General features: G+C 65.8%; 20 protein-coding genes. 13 read left to right on the forward strand and 7 right to left on the reverse strand.

Annotated features, from left to right (window positions below):
• Positions 1–78: 78 nt before the first annotated feature.
• Positions 79–2,634 (reverse strand): ABC transporter permease, encoded by a 2,556-nt coding sequence (locus tag ACKTEK_RS14305; RefSeq protein WP_409165967.1) that lies wholly within the window; start codon positions 2,632–2,634, stop codon positions 79–81.
• Between the two features lie 8 nt (positions 2,635–2,642).
• Positions 2,643–3,404 (reverse strand): ABC transporter ATP-binding protein, encoded by a 762-nt coding sequence (locus tag ACKTEK_RS14310; RefSeq protein WP_409165968.1) that lies wholly within the window; start codon positions 3,402–3,404, stop codon positions 2,643–2,645.
• 115 nt (positions 3,405–3,519) lie between these two features.
• Between ACKTEK_RS14310 and ACKTEK_RS14315 the strand changes: the two genes are divergently transcribed.
• The 3 genes from ACKTEK_RS14315 to ACKTEK_RS14325 are packed head-to-tail and all read left to right on the forward strand — an operon-like array spanning position 3,520 to position 5,074.
• Entirely contained in the window at positions 3,520–4,143 is a 624-nt protein-coding gene (locus ACKTEK_RS14315; RefSeq protein ID WP_409166167.1) for an arylesterase, read from the forward strand.
• 45 nt (positions 4,144–4,188) lie between these two features.
• Positions 4,189–4,758 carry an RNA 2',3'-cyclic phosphodiesterase gene (gene thpR / locus ACKTEK_RS14320; RefSeq protein ID WP_409165969.1) on the forward strand — a complete coding sequence of 190 codons (570 nt, stop codon included), beginning with the start codon at positions 4,189–4,191 and terminating at the stop codon, positions 4,756–4,758.
• A 10-nt stretch (positions 4,759–4,768) separates the two neighbouring features.
• The gene (locus ACKTEK_RS14325) at positions 4,769–5,074 is read left to right on the forward strand and encodes a 4a-hydroxytetrahydrobiopterin dehydratase (RefSeq protein ID WP_409165970.1); all 306 of its coding nucleotides are present in this window, start codon (positions 4,769–4,771) and stop codon (positions 5,072–5,074) included.
• A 10-nt stretch (positions 5,075–5,084) separates the two neighbouring features.
• On the opposite strand, the gene ACKTEK_RS14330 is transcribed toward ACKTEK_RS14325, so the two are convergent.
• Entirely contained in the window at positions 5,085–5,870 is a 786-nt protein-coding gene (locus tag ACKTEK_RS14330; RefSeq protein ID WP_409165971.1) for an SDR family NAD(P)-dependent oxidoreductase, read from the reverse strand.
• A gap of 126 nt (positions 5,871–5,996) precedes the next feature.
• Between ACKTEK_RS14330 and ACKTEK_RS14335 the strand changes: the two genes are divergently transcribed.
• Positions 5,997–6,443 carry a YkvA family protein gene (locus tag ACKTEK_RS14335; protein ID WP_409165972.1) on the forward strand — a complete coding sequence of 149 codons (447 nt, stop codon included), beginning with the start codon at positions 5,997–5,999 and terminating at the stop codon, positions 6,441–6,443.
• A gap of 12 nt (positions 6,444–6,455) precedes the next feature.
• Here ACKTEK_RS14335 and ACKTEK_RS14340 read toward each other — a convergent pair whose 3' ends face one another.
• On the reverse strand, positions 6,456–7,430 hold the full coding sequence (locus ACKTEK_RS14340; RefSeq protein WP_409166168.1) for an NADPH:quinone oxidoreductase family protein: 975 nt from the start codon (positions 7,428–7,430) through the stop codon (positions 6,456–6,458).
• Between the two features lie 97 nt (positions 7,431–7,527).
• Between ACKTEK_RS14340 and ACKTEK_RS14345 the strand changes: the two genes are divergently transcribed.
• From ACKTEK_RS14345 to ACKTEK_RS14360, 4 genes are all read left to right on the forward strand, one after another.
• Positions 7,528–8,124, forward strand: a complete 597-nt coding sequence (locus tag ACKTEK_RS14345) for an RNA methyltransferase (protein ID WP_409165973.1) — start codon at positions 7,528–7,530, stop codon at positions 8,122–8,124.
• A 175-nt stretch (positions 8,125–8,299) separates the two neighbouring features.
• On the forward strand, positions 8,300–8,818 hold the full coding sequence (locus ACKTEK_RS14350) for an invasion associated locus B family protein (protein ID WP_409165974.1): 519 nt from the start codon (positions 8,300–8,302) through the stop codon (positions 8,816–8,818).
• A 42-nt stretch (positions 8,819–8,860) separates the two neighbouring features.
• Positions 8,861–10,087 (forward strand): 23S rRNA (adenine(2503)-C(2))-methyltransferase RlmN, encoded by a 1,227-nt coding sequence (rlmN, locus tag ACKTEK_RS14355; RefSeq protein ID WP_409165975.1) that lies wholly within the window; start codon positions 8,861–8,863, stop codon positions 10,085–10,087.
• The gene (locus ACKTEK_RS14360; RefSeq protein ID WP_409165976.1) at positions 10,087–10,521 is read left to right on the forward strand and encodes a hypothetical protein; all 435 of its coding nucleotides are present in this window, start codon (positions 10,087–10,089) and stop codon (positions 10,519–10,521) included. Before rlmN ends, ACKTEK_RS14360 begins: the two co-directional genes overlap by 1 nt.
• A 7-nt stretch (positions 10,522–10,528) precedes the next feature.
• Here the strand turns inward: ACKTEK_RS14360 and ACKTEK_RS14365 are convergent, their stop codons facing one another.
• Together ACKTEK_RS14365 and ACKTEK_RS14370 are read right to left on the reverse strand one after the other, a co-directional pair.
• Positions 10,529–11,179 carry a LysE family translocator gene (locus ACKTEK_RS14365; RefSeq protein WP_409165977.1) on the reverse strand — a complete coding sequence of 217 codons (651 nt, stop codon included), beginning with the start codon at positions 11,177–11,179 and terminating at the stop codon, positions 10,529–10,531.
• Positions 11,176–11,799, reverse strand: a complete 624-nt coding sequence (locus ACKTEK_RS14370; protein ID WP_409165978.1) for a 2-hydroxychromene-2-carboxylate isomerase — start codon at positions 11,797–11,799, stop codon at positions 11,176–11,178. The genes ACKTEK_RS14365 and ACKTEK_RS14370 overlap by 4 nt, the downstream gene beginning before the upstream one ends.
• Before the next feature lie 175 nt (positions 11,800–11,974).
• On the opposite strand from ACKTEK_RS14370, the gene ACKTEK_RS14375 reads away from it, so the two are divergent.
• From ACKTEK_RS14375 to ppa, 5 genes are all read left to right on the forward strand, one after another.
• On the forward strand, positions 11,975–13,204 hold the full coding sequence (locus tag ACKTEK_RS14375; protein ID WP_409165979.1) for an argininosuccinate synthase: 1,230 nt from the start codon (positions 11,975–11,977) through the stop codon (positions 13,202–13,204).
• A gap of 109 nt (positions 13,205–13,313) precedes the next feature.
• On the forward strand, positions 13,314–14,417 hold the full coding sequence (locus ACKTEK_RS14380; protein ID WP_409165980.1) for a site-2 protease family protein: 1,104 nt from the start codon (positions 13,314–13,316) through the stop codon (positions 14,415–14,417).
• Positions 14,418–14,507: 90 nt separating this feature from the next.
• Complete coding sequence (gene typA / locus ACKTEK_RS14385; RefSeq protein WP_409165981.1) at positions 14,508–16,334, forward strand: translational GTPase TypA; 1,827 nt, start codon at positions 14,508–14,510, stop codon at positions 16,332–16,334.
• A 7-nt stretch (positions 16,335–16,341) separates the two neighbouring features.
• Positions 16,342–16,911 carry a GNAT family N-acetyltransferase gene (locus ACKTEK_RS14390; RefSeq protein ID WP_409165982.1) on the forward strand — a complete coding sequence of 190 codons (570 nt, stop codon included), beginning with the start codon at positions 16,342–16,344 and terminating at the stop codon, positions 16,909–16,911.
• Between the two features lie 74 nt (positions 16,912–16,985).
• The gene (ppa, locus tag ACKTEK_RS14395) at positions 16,986–17,519 is read left to right on the forward strand and encodes an inorganic diphosphatase (protein ID WP_409165983.1); all 534 of its coding nucleotides are present in this window, start codon (positions 16,986–16,988) and stop codon (positions 17,517–17,519) included.
• Positions 17,520–17,525: 6 nt separating this feature from the next.
• On the opposite strand, the gene folD is transcribed toward ppa, so the two are convergent.
• Complete coding sequence (gene folD / locus ACKTEK_RS14400) at positions 17,526–18,422, reverse strand: bifunctional methylenetetrahydrofolate dehydrogenase/methenyltetrahydrofolate cyclohydrolase FolD (RefSeq protein ID WP_409165984.1); 897 nt, start codon at positions 18,420–18,422, stop codon at positions 17,526–17,528.

Here is an 18,422-nt window from a genome sequence, read left to right on the forward strand (position 1 = left end):
GGGTGTGAAATGGACAGAGCAAGAACCCTTGGGTTCGAATCCGAGCCAAATTCGCAATAATCGGCATGTAATTTGGCTCTATCCGGCGGCAAAAGCGCGCAGGAAGGGTGCCGGTCGCTGCCCCAGTGCACTCCAGGTGCCCGTCAGCCCCAGCGCCACGGTGACGACGACCGCGCCCGCAGCCGCCAGGATCGCAAGCCCCGGCGCGAAGGCAAAAGACAGTTCCATCACCTGCGTCACGATCATCCATGACAGCGCGGACCCCGCGATCACCGCGAAGATCGCCGTGGCGACGCCGAGCAGCGCGAACTCGATCAGGTAGACCGACAGCAGCTGCCAGCGGGTCGAGCCGAGCGTCTTCAGCACCACCGCATCATAGATCCGGAACCGGTGACTGGAGGCGAGCGCGCCGGCAAGCACCAGCACGGCGGACACCAGCGTCACGCCGCTGGCCAGCCGGATCGCCAGCGCCAGCTTGCCGATCAGGTCGGTGAAGGTGTCGAGCGCTTCGGAAACCCGCACCGCCGTCACTTCCGGAAAGGCGTCGGCGCTGGCGCGCATCAGCGCTGTCTGCTCGTCGAGATTGTCGTCACCTTCGAAGGCGACGGTCGTCAGCATCATGTGCGGCGCACCGGCCACGGCGTTCGGCGAGAACACCATCACGAAGTTGATGCCGAGCGTCTCCCACTCGACGGTGCGCAGGTTGCCGATCGCGACTTCGAGGTTTCGCCCCAGCACGTTGACGACCAGATTGTCGCCGATCTCCAGCCCGAGAAGCTCGGCAAGCTCCGCCTCGAAGGAGACCAGCGGCGGGCCGTCATAGCCTTCCCCCCACCAGTCGCCCTTCACCACCGTCGAGCCTTTCGGCACTTCGCTGGCATAGGTCAGGCCCCGGTCGCCGCGCAGCACCCAGGCTGCATCCGGCGGCACCGGCTTGTGGTCGCGCGACGGCACGCCGTTCAGCGACACGATGCGCCCGCGCAGCATCGGAACCTGGTTGACGGTCGCGTCCGGCGCGTGTGCGCGCACGAGGTCGTTGAAGTCCTGCGCGCGCGCCGACGGGATATCGAGGAAGAAGAAATCCGGTGCGTTCGCCGGAATCTGCTGGTCGAGCTGGCGGTTGAGGCTGGTCTCGATCAGCGCCAGCGTGACGAGCAGCGTCAGCCCCAGCCCAAGCGACAGCACCACCGTCGGCGTCAGCGCGTTGGGACGGTGGATGTTGGCAAGCGCCATGCGCAGGATGAGCGGCGCGCGCTGCGGCGCGGATTTGGCAAGCCGCATCGCCGCCCACGCCACCAGCCGCAGGAACACGAAGCCCGCGATCGCCGACCCGATGAAGATGATGGCGACCAGCGGCTGTTCGGCCAACAGGATCGCGAGACCCGCCACCGCCAGCACACAGACGACCGAAACAATCGTGTAGGCAAGCGGGGCCGACCCGGCATGGCGCGCGACATGGTCGCGGTAGAGCGCGCTCACCGGCACCTGCCGGGCACGCCCCAGCGGCATCAGCGCGAAGGCAAGCGCGGTCAGCACGCCGTAGATGGCGGCAATCAGCAGCGCCTGCGGGTAGACCCCGCTGACGGCCTCCGCAACGGGGAAGAACGAGGCGAGGAACGATCCCGCCAGCGTCGGCGCGATCACGCCGAGCACCAGCCCGATCCCTATGCCGATGCCGGCCAGCATCAGGATCTGCGCGAGGTAGACCCGCGCGATCACGCCGCCGGTCGCGCCCAGAGCCTTTAGTGTGGCGATGACCGCGCGCCGCCCGTCGAGATGCGCGCGCACCGCGTTGGCGACACCGACACCGCCCACGGCAAGCGCCGTGAGGCCGACGAAGGTGAGGTAGTCGCGGAAACGGTCGATCTGGCTGGAAATACGCGGCGCGGCATTGGCGCGGCTTCGGATCGACCAACCGGCTTCGGGAAAGCGCTCTTCGGCTTCCTCGGCAAGGTTCGTCAGCGCCGCGTCCGACTGGTCGTTCAGCCGCACCTGGTAGTGCCAGCGCACGAGGCTGCCGGGCCGCACCAGCCCGCTTTCCTCCAGCGCATCCATCGTCATCAGCACGCGCGGGCCGAAGGTCAGCCCGCTCGACAGCCGATCCGGTTCCTTGGCGATGATGCCGCGAATGTCCACCGGCATGCCGGCGATCTCGATCACGTCGCCGGTGCCGATGCCGAGCCGTCCGGGCAAGGTCGCTTCCACCAGCACGCCCCAGCGCCCGTCGCGCTTTGCCAGCATGTCCGGCGACATTTCGGCATTCTCCAGCAGCACCTCGCCATAGAGCGGATACATGCCGTCCACCGCCTTGATCTCGGCGAGCGACTGGTCGGAATTGTCGGGAAGGCGCGCCATCGCGCGCATGGAAATCGACTGCGAAACCGTGCCCTGCGCGGCAAACCATTGGAGTTCGGCGTCGCTCGCGGGCCGCTGCGCCAGCCGGAAGGCAAGGTCGCCGCCAAGGATCGTGCGCCCTTCCTGGTCGATGCCGGCCACCAGCGATCGGGTGATCGACCCGACAGAGGCGATGGCCCCGACGCCGAGCGCGATGCAGGCAACGAAGACGGCAAAGCCGGTGAATCCGCCGCGCAATTCGCGCAAGGCCAGCTTGAGCCAGATCGGGAAATTGTTCATGGCGGCGCTCAGGATGCGGCGCGCGCGGGCGCGTCGGATTGCCCGGCGCCCGTTTGCGAGATGATCTCGCCATCGGCCATGCGGATAACCCGGTCGCACTTGTCGGCAAGGCTCTCGTCATGGGTGACGAGCATCAGCGTCGTGCCCCGGTCGCGGTGGGCGGCAAACAGCAGGTCGACGATCTGCGCGCCGGTCGACCCGTCGAGATTGCCGGTCGGCTCGTCGGCAAACAGGATCTGCGGCTGCGCCACGAGCGCGCGCGCCAGCGCCACCCGCTGCTGCTCGCCGCCGGAAAGCTCCGCCGGGTAGTGGGTCGCGCGGGCCGACAGGCCGACCGCATCGAGTTCGGCCATCGCGCGCTCGCGCACGTCGAGATCCTTCAGCCGGCCACCGGCCTGCGCCAGTTCCAGCGGAACCGAGACGTTTTCGAGCGCCGTCATGGTCGGGATCAGGTGAAAGGACTGGAAGACGATGCCGGTCTGCGCGCCGCGCAGCGCGGCCAGACCGTCTTCGTTCAGGGGGCCGAGCGCGGTTCCAGCCAGCGAAACATTGCCGGACGTAGGCCGTTCAAGCCCGGCCATGACCATGAGCAGGCTCGACTTTCCGGAACCCGACGGGCCGAGGATGGCGATCGATTGACCGGCTTGGACGGTGAGATCGATCCCGCGCAGCACGTGCACCGCTGCCCGGCCCGTGCCGAGCCGCAGGTGGAGGTCGCCCGTCTCGATTGCTGGTATCCCCAAGTTCTGTCCCCTTGCTGGCAGTGGCATGCCGCGACACATAACAGCCCGAATGGCTGGCCATCCTGCAGCCAAGCCTGAAATGGAGCAGATGCCCGCAATGCCAAGCATCTGCGGCAATTGACCGCCGGACCGACCTGACATGATACGCGCAATCCTCGTGACCCTTACGCTGCTGGTGCTGCCCCTGGCCGCCAGCGCCGAGCCCGTTCAGGTGGTCGCGTTCGGCGACAGCCTGACCGCCGGATACGGCCTCGATCCCGGTGAATCCTATCCCGAGAAGCTGGAAAGCGCCCTGGAGGCGGACGGCCTCGACGTCGATATCCAGAATGCCGGCGTCTCCGGCGATACCAGCACCGCGGCCGCCCAGCGGCTTGGCTGGGCCGTGCCGGACGGCACCGACGCGGTGATCGTGGCGCTTGGCGGCAACGACCTGCTGCGCGGCATCGACCCGGACGTGACGCGCAAGGCGCTGACAGCCATCGTCGACGACCTGACCGGGCGCGGCATTTCCGTACTGCTTGCGGGCATGCGCGCACCCGCCAATCTCGGTGACGACTACGTGACCCGCTTCGAGGCGATCTTCGCCGATCTCGGCGCCCGCGACGGCGTCATCCTGATGCCGTTCTTTCTCGACGGCGTGGCCACCGATGCCCGCCTGAACCAGTCTGACGGCATCCACCCAAACGAGGCCGGGGTGAAGGTGATCGTCGGAAATATCCAACCCTTCGCGGTGCAATTGATCGAGCAGGTCGAAAAATCGGGCTAAGCTGAATTCAAGCAGTGATTCGCGCCACGCAGCAGGGAGATAACCATGCCGCGTCTGTTCGTCGGACTTGAAATTCCGAGCGCAATCGGGGTCCAGCTTTCGGGCCTGCGCGGCGGGCTTCCCGGTGCCCGCTGGATCGACGTCGAGAATTACCACGTCACGCTGCGCTTCATCGGCGACATCGACGAACCCACTGCCGACCGTGTCGCCGACATTCTCGACGATATCCGCCGCAGACCGTTCCCGGTGACCATCAAAGGGGCGCGCTCCTTCGGGGGCAAGAAGCCGCATTCGGTCTTCGCCTGCGTCGAGCCGACACCCGACCTGATGGCGCTCCAGGCCGATATCGAGCGCAAGATGCAAATGGTCGGCCTGCCGGCGGAACAGCGCAAGTTTACCCCCCACATCACCATCGCGCGCGTGCGCGGTGCGAGCGGCTCGGCGGTTGCGAATTACCTTGGAATGCGCGGCTTTTTCCGGGCCGGCCCCTTCACGGCAGAGGACTTTACCCTGCTGTCGTCCCGTGCCAGCCAGGGCGGCGGGCCCTATATTGCGGAGGAGGTTTACCCGCTCGACGCGCCTGCCTTCGATTACGGCCTCGAGCAACGCATCTGAAAGGCGCTCCATGGCCGACAAGTTGACAGCCAGCGAACGCGAAAGCGCGCTCGCCTCCCTTACCCATTGGACTGAAAGCGATGACCGCGACGCGATTTCGCGCGCGCTGAAGTTCAAGGATTTCAACGCAGCCTTCGGCTTCATGTCGCGCGTCGCGCTGGCGGCCGAAAAGCTCAACCACCATCCCGAATGGTCGAACGTCTACAACAGCGTGGAGATCACGCTGTCGACCCATGATGCCGGTGGCCTGACCGAACTCGACGTCAAGCTCGCAAAGAAGATCGACGCCTTCGCCGAAGGCCTGGCGAAAGACTGATCCGCGCGGCTTAACGCGGGGCCAGCCGCAGCGCCCCGTCGAGGCGGATCGCCGTCCCGTTCAGCATGTCGTTCTCGCAGATGTGGCGCACCAGCGCGGCATATTCGCCGGGGCTGCCCAGCCGCTGCGGAAACGGCACGCCGGCTGCCAGAGATTCGCGCACCTCGTCCGACAGGCTGTCGAACATCGGCGTGTGAAACAGTCCCGGCATGATCGAGACGACGCGGATGCCCTCGCGAGAAAGATCGCGCGCCATCGGCAGCGTCATCCCCGCGACACCACCCTTGGAGGCGGAATAAGCCGCCTGCCCCATCTGCCCGTCCTCGGCGGCAATCGAAGACGTCATCACCACCACGCCGCGCCCACCATCGTCAGTGACGGGGTCGAGGCTCGCCATGCCCGCCGCCGACAATGCCGAAACCCGGAATGAGCCGACGAGGTTCACCGAAACCACGTTGGCGAACATCGCCAGGTCGTGGGCTGAAATCTCGCCGGTCTTGCGGTCGCGGCTGACGGTCTTCTGGCCGGCGACGATGCCGGCACAGTTGACGCAGATGCGTTCCTGTCCGTGGGCGGCTCGCGCGGTTTCAAGCGCGGCGCGCACGCTCCCCTCATTGGTGACGTCGCAGCGTGCGAAGACGCCGCCGAGTTCCTTGGCAAGTTGTTCGCCGCGCTCCGCGTTCAGGTCCAGCAGCGCGACCTTCACGCCGGCTTCCGCCAGCCCCCGCGCGCTAGCCTCGCCAAGCCCGGAGGCCCCGCCCGTGACCACGGCGGCGATATCGCTGCCCAGTTTCATGCCGATTCCTCCCGTTTGACGCCGTGTTTTCCAACCTCTACCCCGGCACGCGATCTGCCGGAAGCCTTGAGATTGCCGGCTTTCCTCACCACATTACGGGAACCAGTTTCCAGCGAAAGGCAAGGCATGGCTGATCGGTCAATTCCCGAGTGGATCCGGAAGATCATTGGCGAGGCGGCACGCGACCCGGCAACGATGCGGCGCAACGCGCAGCGCGTCGGGAGCGGATTTGTCTCCAAGCTGCGCCGTGTCGTGCGCACGATCCCCTTCGCCGAGGACCTGCTGGCCGCCTATTACTGCGCGCTGGATTCCCGCACGCCGCTGAAGGTGCGCGCCACCCTGATGGGTGCGCTCGGCTATTTCGTGATGCCGTTCGATACGCTGCCGGACTTCATCCTCGGGCTGGGCTTCACCGATGACGCAACAGTGCTGATTGCCGCGCTGTCGCTGGTTGCCTCGCACATCAAGCCCGAGCACCGCGAAGCCGCCCGCCGTGCGCTGGATGACGATCTCGACGTGGTCGACCTCGACCCGTCCGATTTCCAGTTTCGCGACAGCCCGTCCGGCACCTGAAGACGCTGCAACCTACATCTTGAGGATGATCTTCCCGCGCGCCTCGCGCCGGGCGATCACCTGGAGCGCCTCGATCGCCTCGTCCATGGGGAAGGTGCGGTCCACCGGGACCGTCAGCTTGCCTTCGGCAGCCCACGCGACGAGCTGCTCGTGGTTGGCGCGCGCGTCTTCCGGCTGAATATCGAAGAAGTGTCCCCAGAACACGCCGCAGATATCCAGCCCCTTCAGCAGGGCAAGGTTGAGCGGGATTTTCGGAATCTGACCTGCCGCAAAGCCAATGACGAGGAAACGGCCCTTCCACGCGACCGCCCGCAGCGCCTGTTCGCTGTAGTCGCCGCCGACAGGGTCGTAGACCACGTCCACGCCCGCACCGCCGGTCAGCTCCTTCAGCCGGTCCTTCAGGTTCTGCGATGAATAGTCGATTGTCTCGTCGGCACCGTGCTTGCGGCAGAAGTCGAGCTTTTCCTGCGACGACGCACAGGCGATCACCTTCGCGCCCATCAGCTTGCCGATCTCGACCGCCGCGATCCCCGTGCCGCCCGATGCGCCGAGCACCGCCAGTGTCTCGCCCGGCTGCAACCGACCGCGATCCTTCAACCCGTGGATCGTTGTGCCGTAGGTTACGAGGAGACCTGCTGCCGCCTCGAAAGCGAGATTGTCGGGCAGCGCGACCGCGCGGTTTTCATCCAGCACCACCTGTTCGCGCGCCGCGCCCCATCCGGTATAAGCGACGACCCGGTCGCCTTCCTTGAAGCGGCTGACGCCTTCGCCGCAGGCCGATACGACACCGGCAAGTTCCGCCGACGGCGAGAACGGCGGCTCGGGCTTGTACTGATACTTGTTCTCGATGATGAGCGTGTCGAAGAAGTTCAGCGCGCAGGCCTTCACGTCGACCCGGATTTCACCCGGCCCCGGTTCGGGAGAGGCAACCTCCTCCACCACGAGAGTTTCCGGGGGTCCGAATTGCTTGCACAGCACTGCCTTCATCGTCTTGTCGCTCCTGAACTGCTTGAGCTTGCCCAATCTGCGGGCTTCGCGTAGCACGGTCGCACGCCGCAGGCGAACATGCGAGGGATGACACGACATGGGCGACACGCCGCAGATGCGGGGCTATTTCGGCGTCGGGGTGGAAGGCATCTCCAAGTCGATGAACCTCGGCAACCTGATGCGCTCGGCGCACGCCTTCGGGGCGAGCTTCTTCTTCACGGTCGATGCGCGCCGCACGCTCATCCGTCCGAAGTCGGACACCTCGCGCACCAACGAGCAGGTGCCCGTCTACAACTGGAACCTCGTCGAGGACATGCAGCTTCCCGCCGGCTGCTCGCTGGTCGGCGTGGAACTGACCGAGGACGCCATCGACCTGCCGAGCTTCGGCCATCCGCGCCGCGCGGCCTATGTTCTGGGGCCGGAACGCGGTTCGCTGTCGCCGGAGATGATGGCGCAGTGCCGCCACATCATCCGCATCCCGGCAGGGTTCTGCATCAATCTGGCAACCGCCGGCGCCATCGTCATGTATGACCGGCTGCGCGCCCACGGCCGCTACCCCGAACGCGCCGTGCATGAGGGTGCACCGCCTTTGCCGCGCGACACCCACATCCACGGCGGGCCGCGCTACCGCCAGCAGCGCCAAGCCGACCTGCGCGCGGCAAACGCGTCAAACGCGGCCGTCGCAGAGGACTGAACCTGGCCGAAACGAGGGGAATTTGCCCCCGGCCTCTCGAATTGTTACGGATTGTCAAATTCTTGCCCGCATCCTCCGCCAAGCCTCACGTCAAGGCGCAGCACAATGCGTGTTCGAGCGCCATCCTCATCGAAGCTTCAAATTCCGCAACCCAATCAAACGAACCGGTTCGAGCATGACAGTTACCCGTTTCGCACTTCGTGCCGCCGCCGCCGCGCTGATGAGCCTGGCAGTGGTTCTTCCCTCCGCCGCACAGGAGGTCAGCGCCGTCGCGCAGGAGCGTGACTGGGCGGTCTTCGTCGGCCAGGAAAATGGCGGCAAGGTCTGCACAGCGGTTTCCAAACCCAAGGTCGTCAAGCCCGATGGCCTGAACCGCGGCGACATCTACTTCTACGTGACGATCCGCCCCAAGGAGGGCGTGCGCTCGGAGATTTCCATCAAGTCCGGTTATCCCTACATGTCCGGCAGCGAAACCGAGGTGAAGGTCGGCAATACGTCCTTCAAGCTGTTCACCAACGAGGACTGGGCCTTTACCGACAACGCCGCCGAAGAGCAGCGCCTGATCGCGGCCATGAAGGCCGGCTCCTCGATGATCGTGACCGGCCAGTCCTCGCGCGGAAACACGACGATCGACACCTATTCGCTTCTGGGTATTACCGCCGCGCTCTCCCGCGCCACGCAGGAATGCAACTGACGCCGGGCTGACCGGCGACAAGCCATCTCGCAGGACGACACGATGACCACCGCGCTCGACCTTTCGGCAGGAAATGCCAACGCACCGCGCGTCGACGCGGCGGTCACGCCTGCCCGCCTGCCTGGTCTCATCGGGCTGTCGCGCGAAGGCATCGCCGAGCAACTCGCGACCATCGGCGTGCCTGATCGGCAGTTGCGCATGCGTTCCAACCAGCTGTGGCGCTGGATGTATGGCCGCGGGGCGAGCGATTTCGCGCAGATGACCGACATCGCCAAGGAGCTCCGCGCGACGCTGGGTGAAAGCTTCGACATCGCCCGGCCCGAGATCGTCGCCGAGCAGGTCTCCGTCGACGGCACCCGTAAATGGCTGATCCGCCTGCCCGCGCGCGACGGACAGGCCCCTGCGGACGTCGAGACTGTCTATATCCCCGAGCACGATCGCGGCACGCTGTGCATTTCCAGCCAGGTCGGCTGCACGCTGACCTGCACCTTCTGCCACACCGGCACGCAGAAGCTGGTTCGCAACCTGACGGCGGGCGAGATCCTCGCCCAGATCTTGATCGCCCGCGATCGGCTGGGCGACTGGCCCGGCGGCATCCGCCCGACCGACGCGCCGGTGCCCGATGCCGAGCGCGCCATTTCCAACGTCGTGCTGATGGGCATGGGCGAGCCGCTCTACAATTTCGACCATGTGAAGCAGGCCATGCTGATCGCCTCCGATGGCGAGGGCATGTCGCTGTCCAAGCGCCGCATCACCCTGTCGACCTCCGGCGTCGTCCCGATGATCGAGCGCGCCGGCGCCGAGATCGGCGTCATGCTGGCGATCTCGTTGCATGCGGTGCGCGATGAACTGCGCGACGTGCTTGTGCCGATCAACCGCAAGTACCCGCTGGAACAGCTGCTGGAAGCCTGCCGAACCTATCCCGGTGTCTCGAATGCGCGCCGCATCACCTTCGAATACGTGATGCTCAAGGGCGTGAACGACTCGCTGGAAGATGCGCGCGAGCTGGTGCGCCTGCTCAAGGGCATTCCCGCCAAGATCAACCTGATCCCGTTCAATCCGTGGCCGGGCACCGACTACGAGTGCTCCGACTGGGACACCATCGAGGCCTTCGCCGACGTGGTGAACCGCGCCGGTTACGCCAGCCCGGTGCGCACCCCGCGCGGGCGCGACATCATGGCCGCCTGCGGGCAGCTGAAGTCCGCCAGCGAGCGCGTGCCCGCATGGAAGCTGCGTGAAGCAGCCGGCGAACCGCGCGCGAACGCCTGATGCCGCTGCTGCGCATCGTCTTCCGCATTCTCATCATGTTCTTCGCATTCGCGATGGCCGCACTCGCCGCCGCCGCGATTGCCGCAGGCGGCATCGTCGCAATCGACGGTCCGCCGACGCTCGAAGAACCGCCGCTGGAACTCATGGGAAAGGTGATGCTGATGGGGCTGGCCGGGTCCAGCGTGGTTGCAGCACTTGCTGGCCCGGTCGCCCTCGTGGTGGGGCTGGTCGGCGAGGTCTTCCAGTTCCGCAGCTGGGTCTATTACACCCTCGGCGGCGCGCTTGCCGCCGTCGCCGGCATGGCCGTCTCCGGATACGAACGCTTCGATCAGGGCAGCGCAACCGCCGTGCTGACGGCGGGTCTCGTCGCGGGCCTCGTCTACTGGCTCATCGCCGGTCGCGGCGCGGGTTTCCTGCGCAAGCCGATCACCTGAAATGCGCCTAGCGCGTCTGCGTCATCAGCAGCTTCATCGCGAACCCGCCCATCACGCCAGCAAAGACGTAGTCGAACAGGCGCGTTGCGCGCTGCGACCCCTTCAGCCATCCCGCGATCCGCTCCGCCGTCAGGATGATCGGGATCACGCAGGGCAGCGAGAACACGATGTACCAGAGACCGAGGAAGAACAGCTTGCCGCCTGCGTCCGGATCATTGACGGAAACAAACTGCGGCAGGAACGTCACGAAGAACAGGATGATCTTCGGGTTCAGCAGGTCGATCATCAGCCCCTTGATATAGGCCCGCCGGATGCCGCGCTCGCGCACCGTTGCGGGATCGCGCGTCAGGCCCGACCCGTTGCGCAGGGCATCATAGGCAAGCCACGCCAGATAGGCCGCACCCACCCATTTCAGAACGAGGAACGCCTTTGGCGAGGCTGCCAGCAAAGCCGAAAGCCCGACGGCTGCGACGCTCGAATGCACGATCAGCCCGGTGCAGGCACCGGCCAGTGCGGCAAAACCCGCCTTGCGGCCCCCGGAAATCGTCTGGCCGAGAAACAGCGTCAGGTCGGGACCGGGCGTGATCGCCAGCACCACCACCGCGACCGTGTAGGCCGCGAGCGTCGCGGCTTCGGGTAGAAAACCGGGCAGTGTCATCGTGCAGGTGCCTCGTCCAGTTCGCGCGTGGCCCAGTCGAGCGCCTGCTCCAGCCGGTCATCGCCCCAGAAGCTTTCGCCAAGCGGCGTGGTAAAGGTCGGCGCGCCGAAAATCTCCAGCCGCTGCGCTTCCTCCGTCTCCTGGCGGAGCTTCAGCTTGATGGTATCGCTCTGCGCCGCCTCCTGGACCACGTCCGCATGCAGCCCCGATGCGCTGGCGCAGTCGGCAAGCGTTTCGACCGCGGAAATGTCGCGGCCCTCGGCGAATTCGGCGCGAAACACCGCGCAGGCAAAGGTGACGGCGGCATCAGGGTCCACCGCCGCGGCCGCCAGCGCCCAGCGCGCGGCATGCAGGCTGTTCTGCGGAAACGGGTCGAACCGCTGCAACGCAAGCCCGCGCGCCTGCGCGAGCCGTTCCATGTCGCGCCACATGTAGCGCCCCTTGGCCGGGTAGATGTTGAACGGCGAGGTGTCCCACCCCTGCGACTTGAAGACAGGCCCCAGCAGGAACGGCCGCCAGCGCACGCGAACGCCGCGTTCGCGCGCCAGATCCTCGATGCGCATGGCGGTCAGGTAGGAATAGGTCGACGCGAAGTCGAACCAGAAATCGAGCTTGGCCAAGGGTCGCTCCCGTATCGGCTGCGGCCCGCGATCCTGCACCCGGCATCGGCCTTGCGCAATCGCGCGCGGTGCAGGTCTGCCTCTCGCCCCTTGCGGGCGCGCGCCGCCCGCCTATAGTGCCGCCCAAATAGCCGGGGGCACCCGGTTTGAACCACGGTTTTCCAAGCGGGGGCACATGTCGAAGAATACGGACATCAAGAAGGTCGTGCTCGCCTATTCCGGCGGGCTGGATACCTCGATCATCCTGAAATGGCTGCAGAACACCTATGGCTGCGAGGTGGTGACCTTCACCGCCGATCTCGGCCAGGGCGAGGAGCTGGAGCCTGCGCGCAAGAAGGCGCAGATGCTCGGCATCAAGGAAGAGAACATCTATATCGACGACCTGCGCGAGGAATTCGTGCGCGACTTCGTCTTCCCGATGTTCCGCGCCAACACGCTCTATGAGGGCGTCTACCTGCTCGGCACCTCCATCGCGCGTCCGCTGATCGCCAAGCGCCAGATCGAGATCGCCAAGGAAACCGGGGCCGATGCCGTGTGTCACGGCGCGACCGGCAAGGGCAACGACCAGGTCCGCTTCGAACTTGGCTATTACGCGCTGAAGCCCGACATCAAGATCATCGCCCCATGGCGCGACTGGGAATTCAAGTCGCGCACCGACCTGATCGAATACGCCGAGAAAAACCAGATCCCGGTGCCCAGGGACAAGCGCGGCGAAGCCCCGTTCTCGGTTGACGCGAACCTCCTGCACTCCTCCTCCGAGGGCAAGGTTCTGGAAGACCCGAACGACACGCCGCCGCCCTACGTCTACATGCGCACCATCTCGCCGGAAGAAGCCCCGGACACCCCGACCGTCATCGAGATCGGGTTCGAGAAGGGCGACGCGGTTTCCATCAACGGCAAGAAGATGAGCCCGGCAACGATTCTCGCCACCCTCAACGACTATGGCCGCGACAACGGCATCGGCCGCCTCGACCTCGTCGAGAACCGCTTCGTCGGCATGAAGTCGCGCGGCGTCTATGAGACGCCCGGCGGAACCATCCTGCTCACCGCGCACCGGGCGATGGAATCCATCACGCTCGACCGCGACGCCGCCCACCTGAAGGACCAGATCATGCCGCGCTACGCGGAGCTGATCTATTACGGCTTCTGGTTCGCGCCGGAGCGCGAGATGCTGCAGGCCTTGATCGACAAGAGCCAGGAGCATGTCGAGGGCACGGTCCGGCTCAAGCTCTACAAGGGCAATGTCATTGTGGAAGGCCGCGAGAGCGCGCAGTCGCTCTATTCCGACGAGCTCGTCACCTTCGAGGACGACCGCGGCGCCTACGACCAGAAGGATGCCGAGGGCTTCATCCGCCTCAACGCGCTGCGCCTGCGCACGCTCGGCAAGCGCCGCGACCGGGTTTAAACGGCCCAAGCTACGCCAAACCCAGTGACACGGTGACGCGCGCCTTAAACCGGCGCGTGCGCCGCACTATCTTTCGGGCAGACCTTCTTTTGCCCGGAGAACCAGGCCCATGTCATGGTCCGTCACGCTCGGCCGCCTGTTCGGCTCCGAGATCCGCATCCACCTCACCTTCCTGCTGCTGCTCGCCTGGATCGGCGTCGTCTACTACCGGCAGGGCGGTGCGGCGGCGGCGATCGACGGCGTGCTCTTCGTCATCACCGTCTTTGCCTGCGTGACGCTGCACGAACTGGGTCACGCGCTGGCCGCACGGCGTTACGGCATCAGGACACCGGACATCACCCTGCTGCCCATCGGTGGCGTTGCCCGGCTGGAGCGCATGCCGGAAGACCCGGTGCAGGAAATCATCATCGCGCTGGCCGGCCCGGCGGTGAATGTCGTCATCGCGGGACTTCTTGTGCTGCTGTTCAGCGCACAGCCCGATCTCGGGCAGGCGGTCGCCTTGTCCGACCCCGGCCCGACCTTTGCAGCGCGCCTTGCGGCGGTGAACGTCTTCCTCGTGCTGTTCAACCTGATCCCCGCCTTTCCCATGGATGGCGGCCGGGTGCTGCGCGCGGCACTGGCGCTGCGCATGAGCCGCATGAAGGCAACGGCGGTCGCAGCCCGTGTCGGCCAGGTGCTGGCTTTCGGGTTTGCAGCACTCGGCATCATGGGCGGAAACTTCATGCTGGTGCTGATCGCGGTCTTCGTCTTCCTCGCAGCGTCCGCCGAAACCGAGGGCACCAGCCTGATGACGACAGCCCGGCGGCTGCGCGTGCGCGATGCCATGATCTCCGCCTTCGAGGCGCTTGGGCCGCAATCCACGCTGGACGATGCTGCAAAGGTGTTGCTCCGCACCACCCAGCACGAATTTCCCGTAGTCGATGGGGCCGGCAAGCTGCGCGGCATGTTGACGCGAAAGGGACTGGTGGCGGCGCTGGCCGCCAACGGACCGGACATGCCGGTCATCGAGGCGATGGAGACAGACATCCCCCTCGCGCCGGAAAACGCCCGTCTCGACAAGGCCTTGGACGCCATGCAGGTGGCTGCCAGCAACTTCGTCGCGGTGGCCGGAAGCGACGGCAGGTTCACCGGTTATGTCAGCCGCGAGAACCTCGCGGAGCTCAACATGCTGACCCACGCGGACTGGGCCGCGACGCCCCGCCATTCACCGTGATTTCGCACTTGCACACGTTCTGGCTTTCTATTGGACGCAAAAGACGCTAGACGCTGCCCCACAGCCAATCATTCCCGGACATTATCGGACATGAACCTCCGCAATATCGCGATCATCGCGCACGTCGACCATGGCAAGACCACCCTCGTCGACCGTCTGCTGCAGCAATCCGGCACCTTTCGCGACAACCAGAAGGTCGCCGAGCGCGCCATGGACTCCGGCGACCTGGAGCGTGAGCGCGGCATCACCATCCTCGCCAAGGTCACATCGGTGATGTGGAAGGACGCCCGCATCAACATCGTCGACACCCCCGGCCACGCCGATTTCGGTGGCGAGGTGGAGCGCATCCTCAACATGGTCGACGGTGCGATCGTGCTGGTGGACGCTGCCGAAGGCCCCATGCCGCAGACGAAGTTCGTCGTCGGCAAGGCGCTGAAAGTGGGTTTGAAGCCCATCGTCGCGGTCAACAAGATCGACAAGCCGGACGAGCGCCACACCGAGGTCGTCAACGACGTCTTCGACCTTTTCGCAGCGCTTGATGCCAGTGACGAACAGCTCGACTTCCCCATTCTCTACGGTTCGGCCAAGGACGGCTGGATGGCGATGACGCCGGAAGGCCCGAAGGACGGCATGTCGCCGCTCTTCGATCTCGTCATGAAGCACGTTCCTGCGCCGCCCGCCGAAGAGGGCCCGCTGAAGGTCCTGGTGACGACCACCCAGTCCGACCCCTATCTCGGGCGTATCGCCACCGGGCGCATCACCGCCGGCGTTGCCAAGGCCAACATGCCGGTCAAGGCGCTGTCGCGTGACGGCAGCCTCGTCGAGCAGGGCCGCATCTCCAAGCTGCTCAGCGCGCAGGGGCTGGAGCGCGTGGCCATCGAGGAAGCGCAGGCCGGCGACATCGTCTCCATCGCGGGTCTGGCGGAAGTGAACGTCGCCGACACGATCTGCGATCCCGTCGTCGAGACCCCGCTGGAAGCCCAGCCCATCGACCCGCCGACCCTGTCGATGACCTTCCGCGTCAACGATTCCCCGCTGGCCGGCCGCGAGGGCGACAAGGTGCAGAGCCGCGTCATTCGTTCGCGCCTGTTCCGCGAAGCCGAGGGCAATGTCGCGCTCTCGATCACCGATTCGCCCGACGCCGACGCGTTCGAGGTTGCCGGCCGTGGCGAATTGCAGCTTTCCATCCTCATCGAGACCATGCGCCGCGAGGGCTTCGAGCTCGGCGTGTCGCGTCCGCGCGTGCTGATGCGCAAGGGCGAGAACGGCGGCATGGAAGAGCCGATCGAGGAAGTCATCATCGACGTCGATGACGAGTATTCCGGCGTCGTCGTGCAGAAGCTGTCGGAGCGCAAGGCCGAACTGGTCGAGATGAAGCCGTCCGGCGGTGGCCGCACGCGCCTTGTCTTCCACGCGCCGACCCGTGGCCTCATCGGCTACAACGGCGAACTGCTGTCCGACACCCGCGGCACCGCGACGCTGAACCGTCTGTTCCACGGCTATGCGCCCTTCAAGGGCGACATCGCGGGCCGCCACACCGGCGTGCTGATTTCCAATGGTGACGGCGACGCGGTCGCCTATGCGCTGTGGAACCTTGAGGACCGCGGACCGATCATGGTCGAGCCGGGCACCAAGGTCTATCGCGGCATGATCGTCGGCGAGCACACCCGCGAAAACGACCTGGAAGTCAACGTGCTGAAGGGCAAGCAGCTGACCAACATCCGCGCCGCCGGCAAGGACGAGACCGTCCGCCTGACGCCGCCCAAGCTGCTCTCGCTGGAAGCCGCCCTCTCCTATATCGACGAGGACGAACTGGTCGAGGTCACGCCGAAGTCGATCCGCCTGCGCAAGGTCCATCTCGACCCGCACGAGCGCAAGCGCGCGACCCGCAAGAAGGAAGCCGACGCGGCCGCGTAACCCTGCCATGCGCGATGTGATGGCCCTGCGGCTTCCCACGTTCGAGATTGGCGGCTACGCTTTGTCCATGGCTATCGCGACACTCGATATCCGTCACCCCGAACCCGGTGACGGCCCGGACCTGGCAGACGTCTTCACGCAAAGCTGGGGTGAGGCCTATCGCGGCATCATTCCCGACATTGACCTGCGGCGGATTGCAGGCCGGCGCGGCGCCGCCTACTGGAACCGGGTTTTCGACAAGAACGCGCGCCAGCTGCTGGTCGCCTCTTTTGACGGAAATGCGGTCGGTTACGTCGGTTTTGGCAGAAATCGCAGCCATCGCATCCCCGCAGAGGGCGAAATTTACGAGTTATACGTGGATCCGGTGTATCAGGGCTCCGGTCTCGGGCGCATGTTGTTCGAGGCTGCCCGTGACCGCTTGGCCGTTCGCCATTTCAGCGGTCTCGTCGTCTGGGCCCTCCAGGCGAACGAGCGGGCCGACACCTTCTATCGGCACCTCGGCGGCCATGTCGCCGGGGAGGACCGCATCCGCATGCTGAGCCGGGACTATCGTCGCATAGCCTACCTCTGGCGCTGAATGCTTAAACCCCACCGCCGGGCGCACCCCCGCACCCGCCGCGGCATCAAGATTCCTGCAAGGAGCCACCTTCCATGCGCATCGACGCGATCGCCATTGGCGACAATCCGCCTGAGGACATCAACGTCATCATCGAGGTTCCCGTCGGCGGCGAGCCGGTCAAGTACGAGATGGACAAGGACGCCGGCACCATGTTCGTGGACCGCTTCCTCTACACGCCCATGCGCTATCCCGGGAACTACGGCTTCGTGCCGCACACCCTGTCGGATGACGGCGACCCCATCGACGTGCTGGTGCCAAACGAGCGCCCGATCATCCCCGGCGCGGTGATGAACTGCCGCCCCATCGGCGTGCTGATGATGGAAGACGAGAGCGGCGAGGACGAGAAGCTGATCGCCGTGCCGTCAGCCCGGCTGACGCGCCGCTACGAAGGCGTGCACTCCTACGACAACCTGCCGGAGATCACCCTCCACCAGATCGAGCACTTCTTCGGCCGCTACAAGGATCTGGAGCCCAACAAGTGGGTGAAGATAAGGGGCTGGGAAAATGCCGCGCGCGCCCGTTCGCTCATCATGGAAGCGATCGAGCGCGCCAAGAAGGCAGCCTGAAGCCGCTCAGCTGATGGACGGACGTTCCAGGCCGCGTGAATCCATCGCGGCAAAGACGGTGTTCATCAGCAGGCAGGCGATGGTCATCGGACCAACGCCGCCGGGCACCGGCGTGATGGCGCCAGCCACCTTTTCCGCCGACTCGTAGTCCACGTCACCGACGAGCTTCGTCTTGCCTTCGCCGCGCTCCGGCGCGGGCACGCGGTTGATGCCGACGTCGATGACGGTCGCGCCCTTCTTCAGCCACTCGCCCTTGACCATTTCCGGCCGGCCCACGGCTGCCACGACGATGTCGGCGCGGCTGCAATGGTCGGCGAGGTCACGGGTGCGCGAATGCGCCATGGTGACGGTGCAGTTCTCGTTCTGCATCAGCAGCGACACCGGCTTGCCGACGAGGATCGAGCGGCCGATGACCAGCACTTCCTTGCCGCTGAGGTCGCCGACGGCGTCCTTGGCGAGGATGACGCTGCCCTGCGGCGTGCACGGAACCAGCCCCGGCTGGCCGAGCACGATGCGCCCGGCATTTTCCGGGTGCAGGCCGTCGACATCCTTCTTCGGATCGATGGCCAGGACAACCTTGTCCTCGTTGATCTGCCGGGGGAGCGGCATCTGCACGAGGATGCCGTCCACGGACTCATCGGCATTGAGCTTTTCCACCAGCGCGATGACGTCGGCCTCCGACGTTTCCTCCGGCAGGCGATGCTCGAAGGAGTTCATGCCGCACTCCTTGGTCTGCTCGGCCTTGTTGCGCACGTAGACCTTGCTGGCCGGGTCCTCGCCCACCAGCACAACGGCGAGACCCGGCTTGAAGCCGTGGTTCTTCTCGATCTGCGCAACGGCCTGAGCCGTCGACTTGCGAAGCGCGGCCGCGCGGGCCTTCCCATCGATGACGCTTGCGCTCAT

This window comes from Tepidamorphus sp. 3E244 (assembly GCF_046159835.1).
Lineage (GTDB): Bacteria > Pseudomonadota > Alphaproteobacteria > Rhizobiales > Tepidamorphaceae > JACKJK01.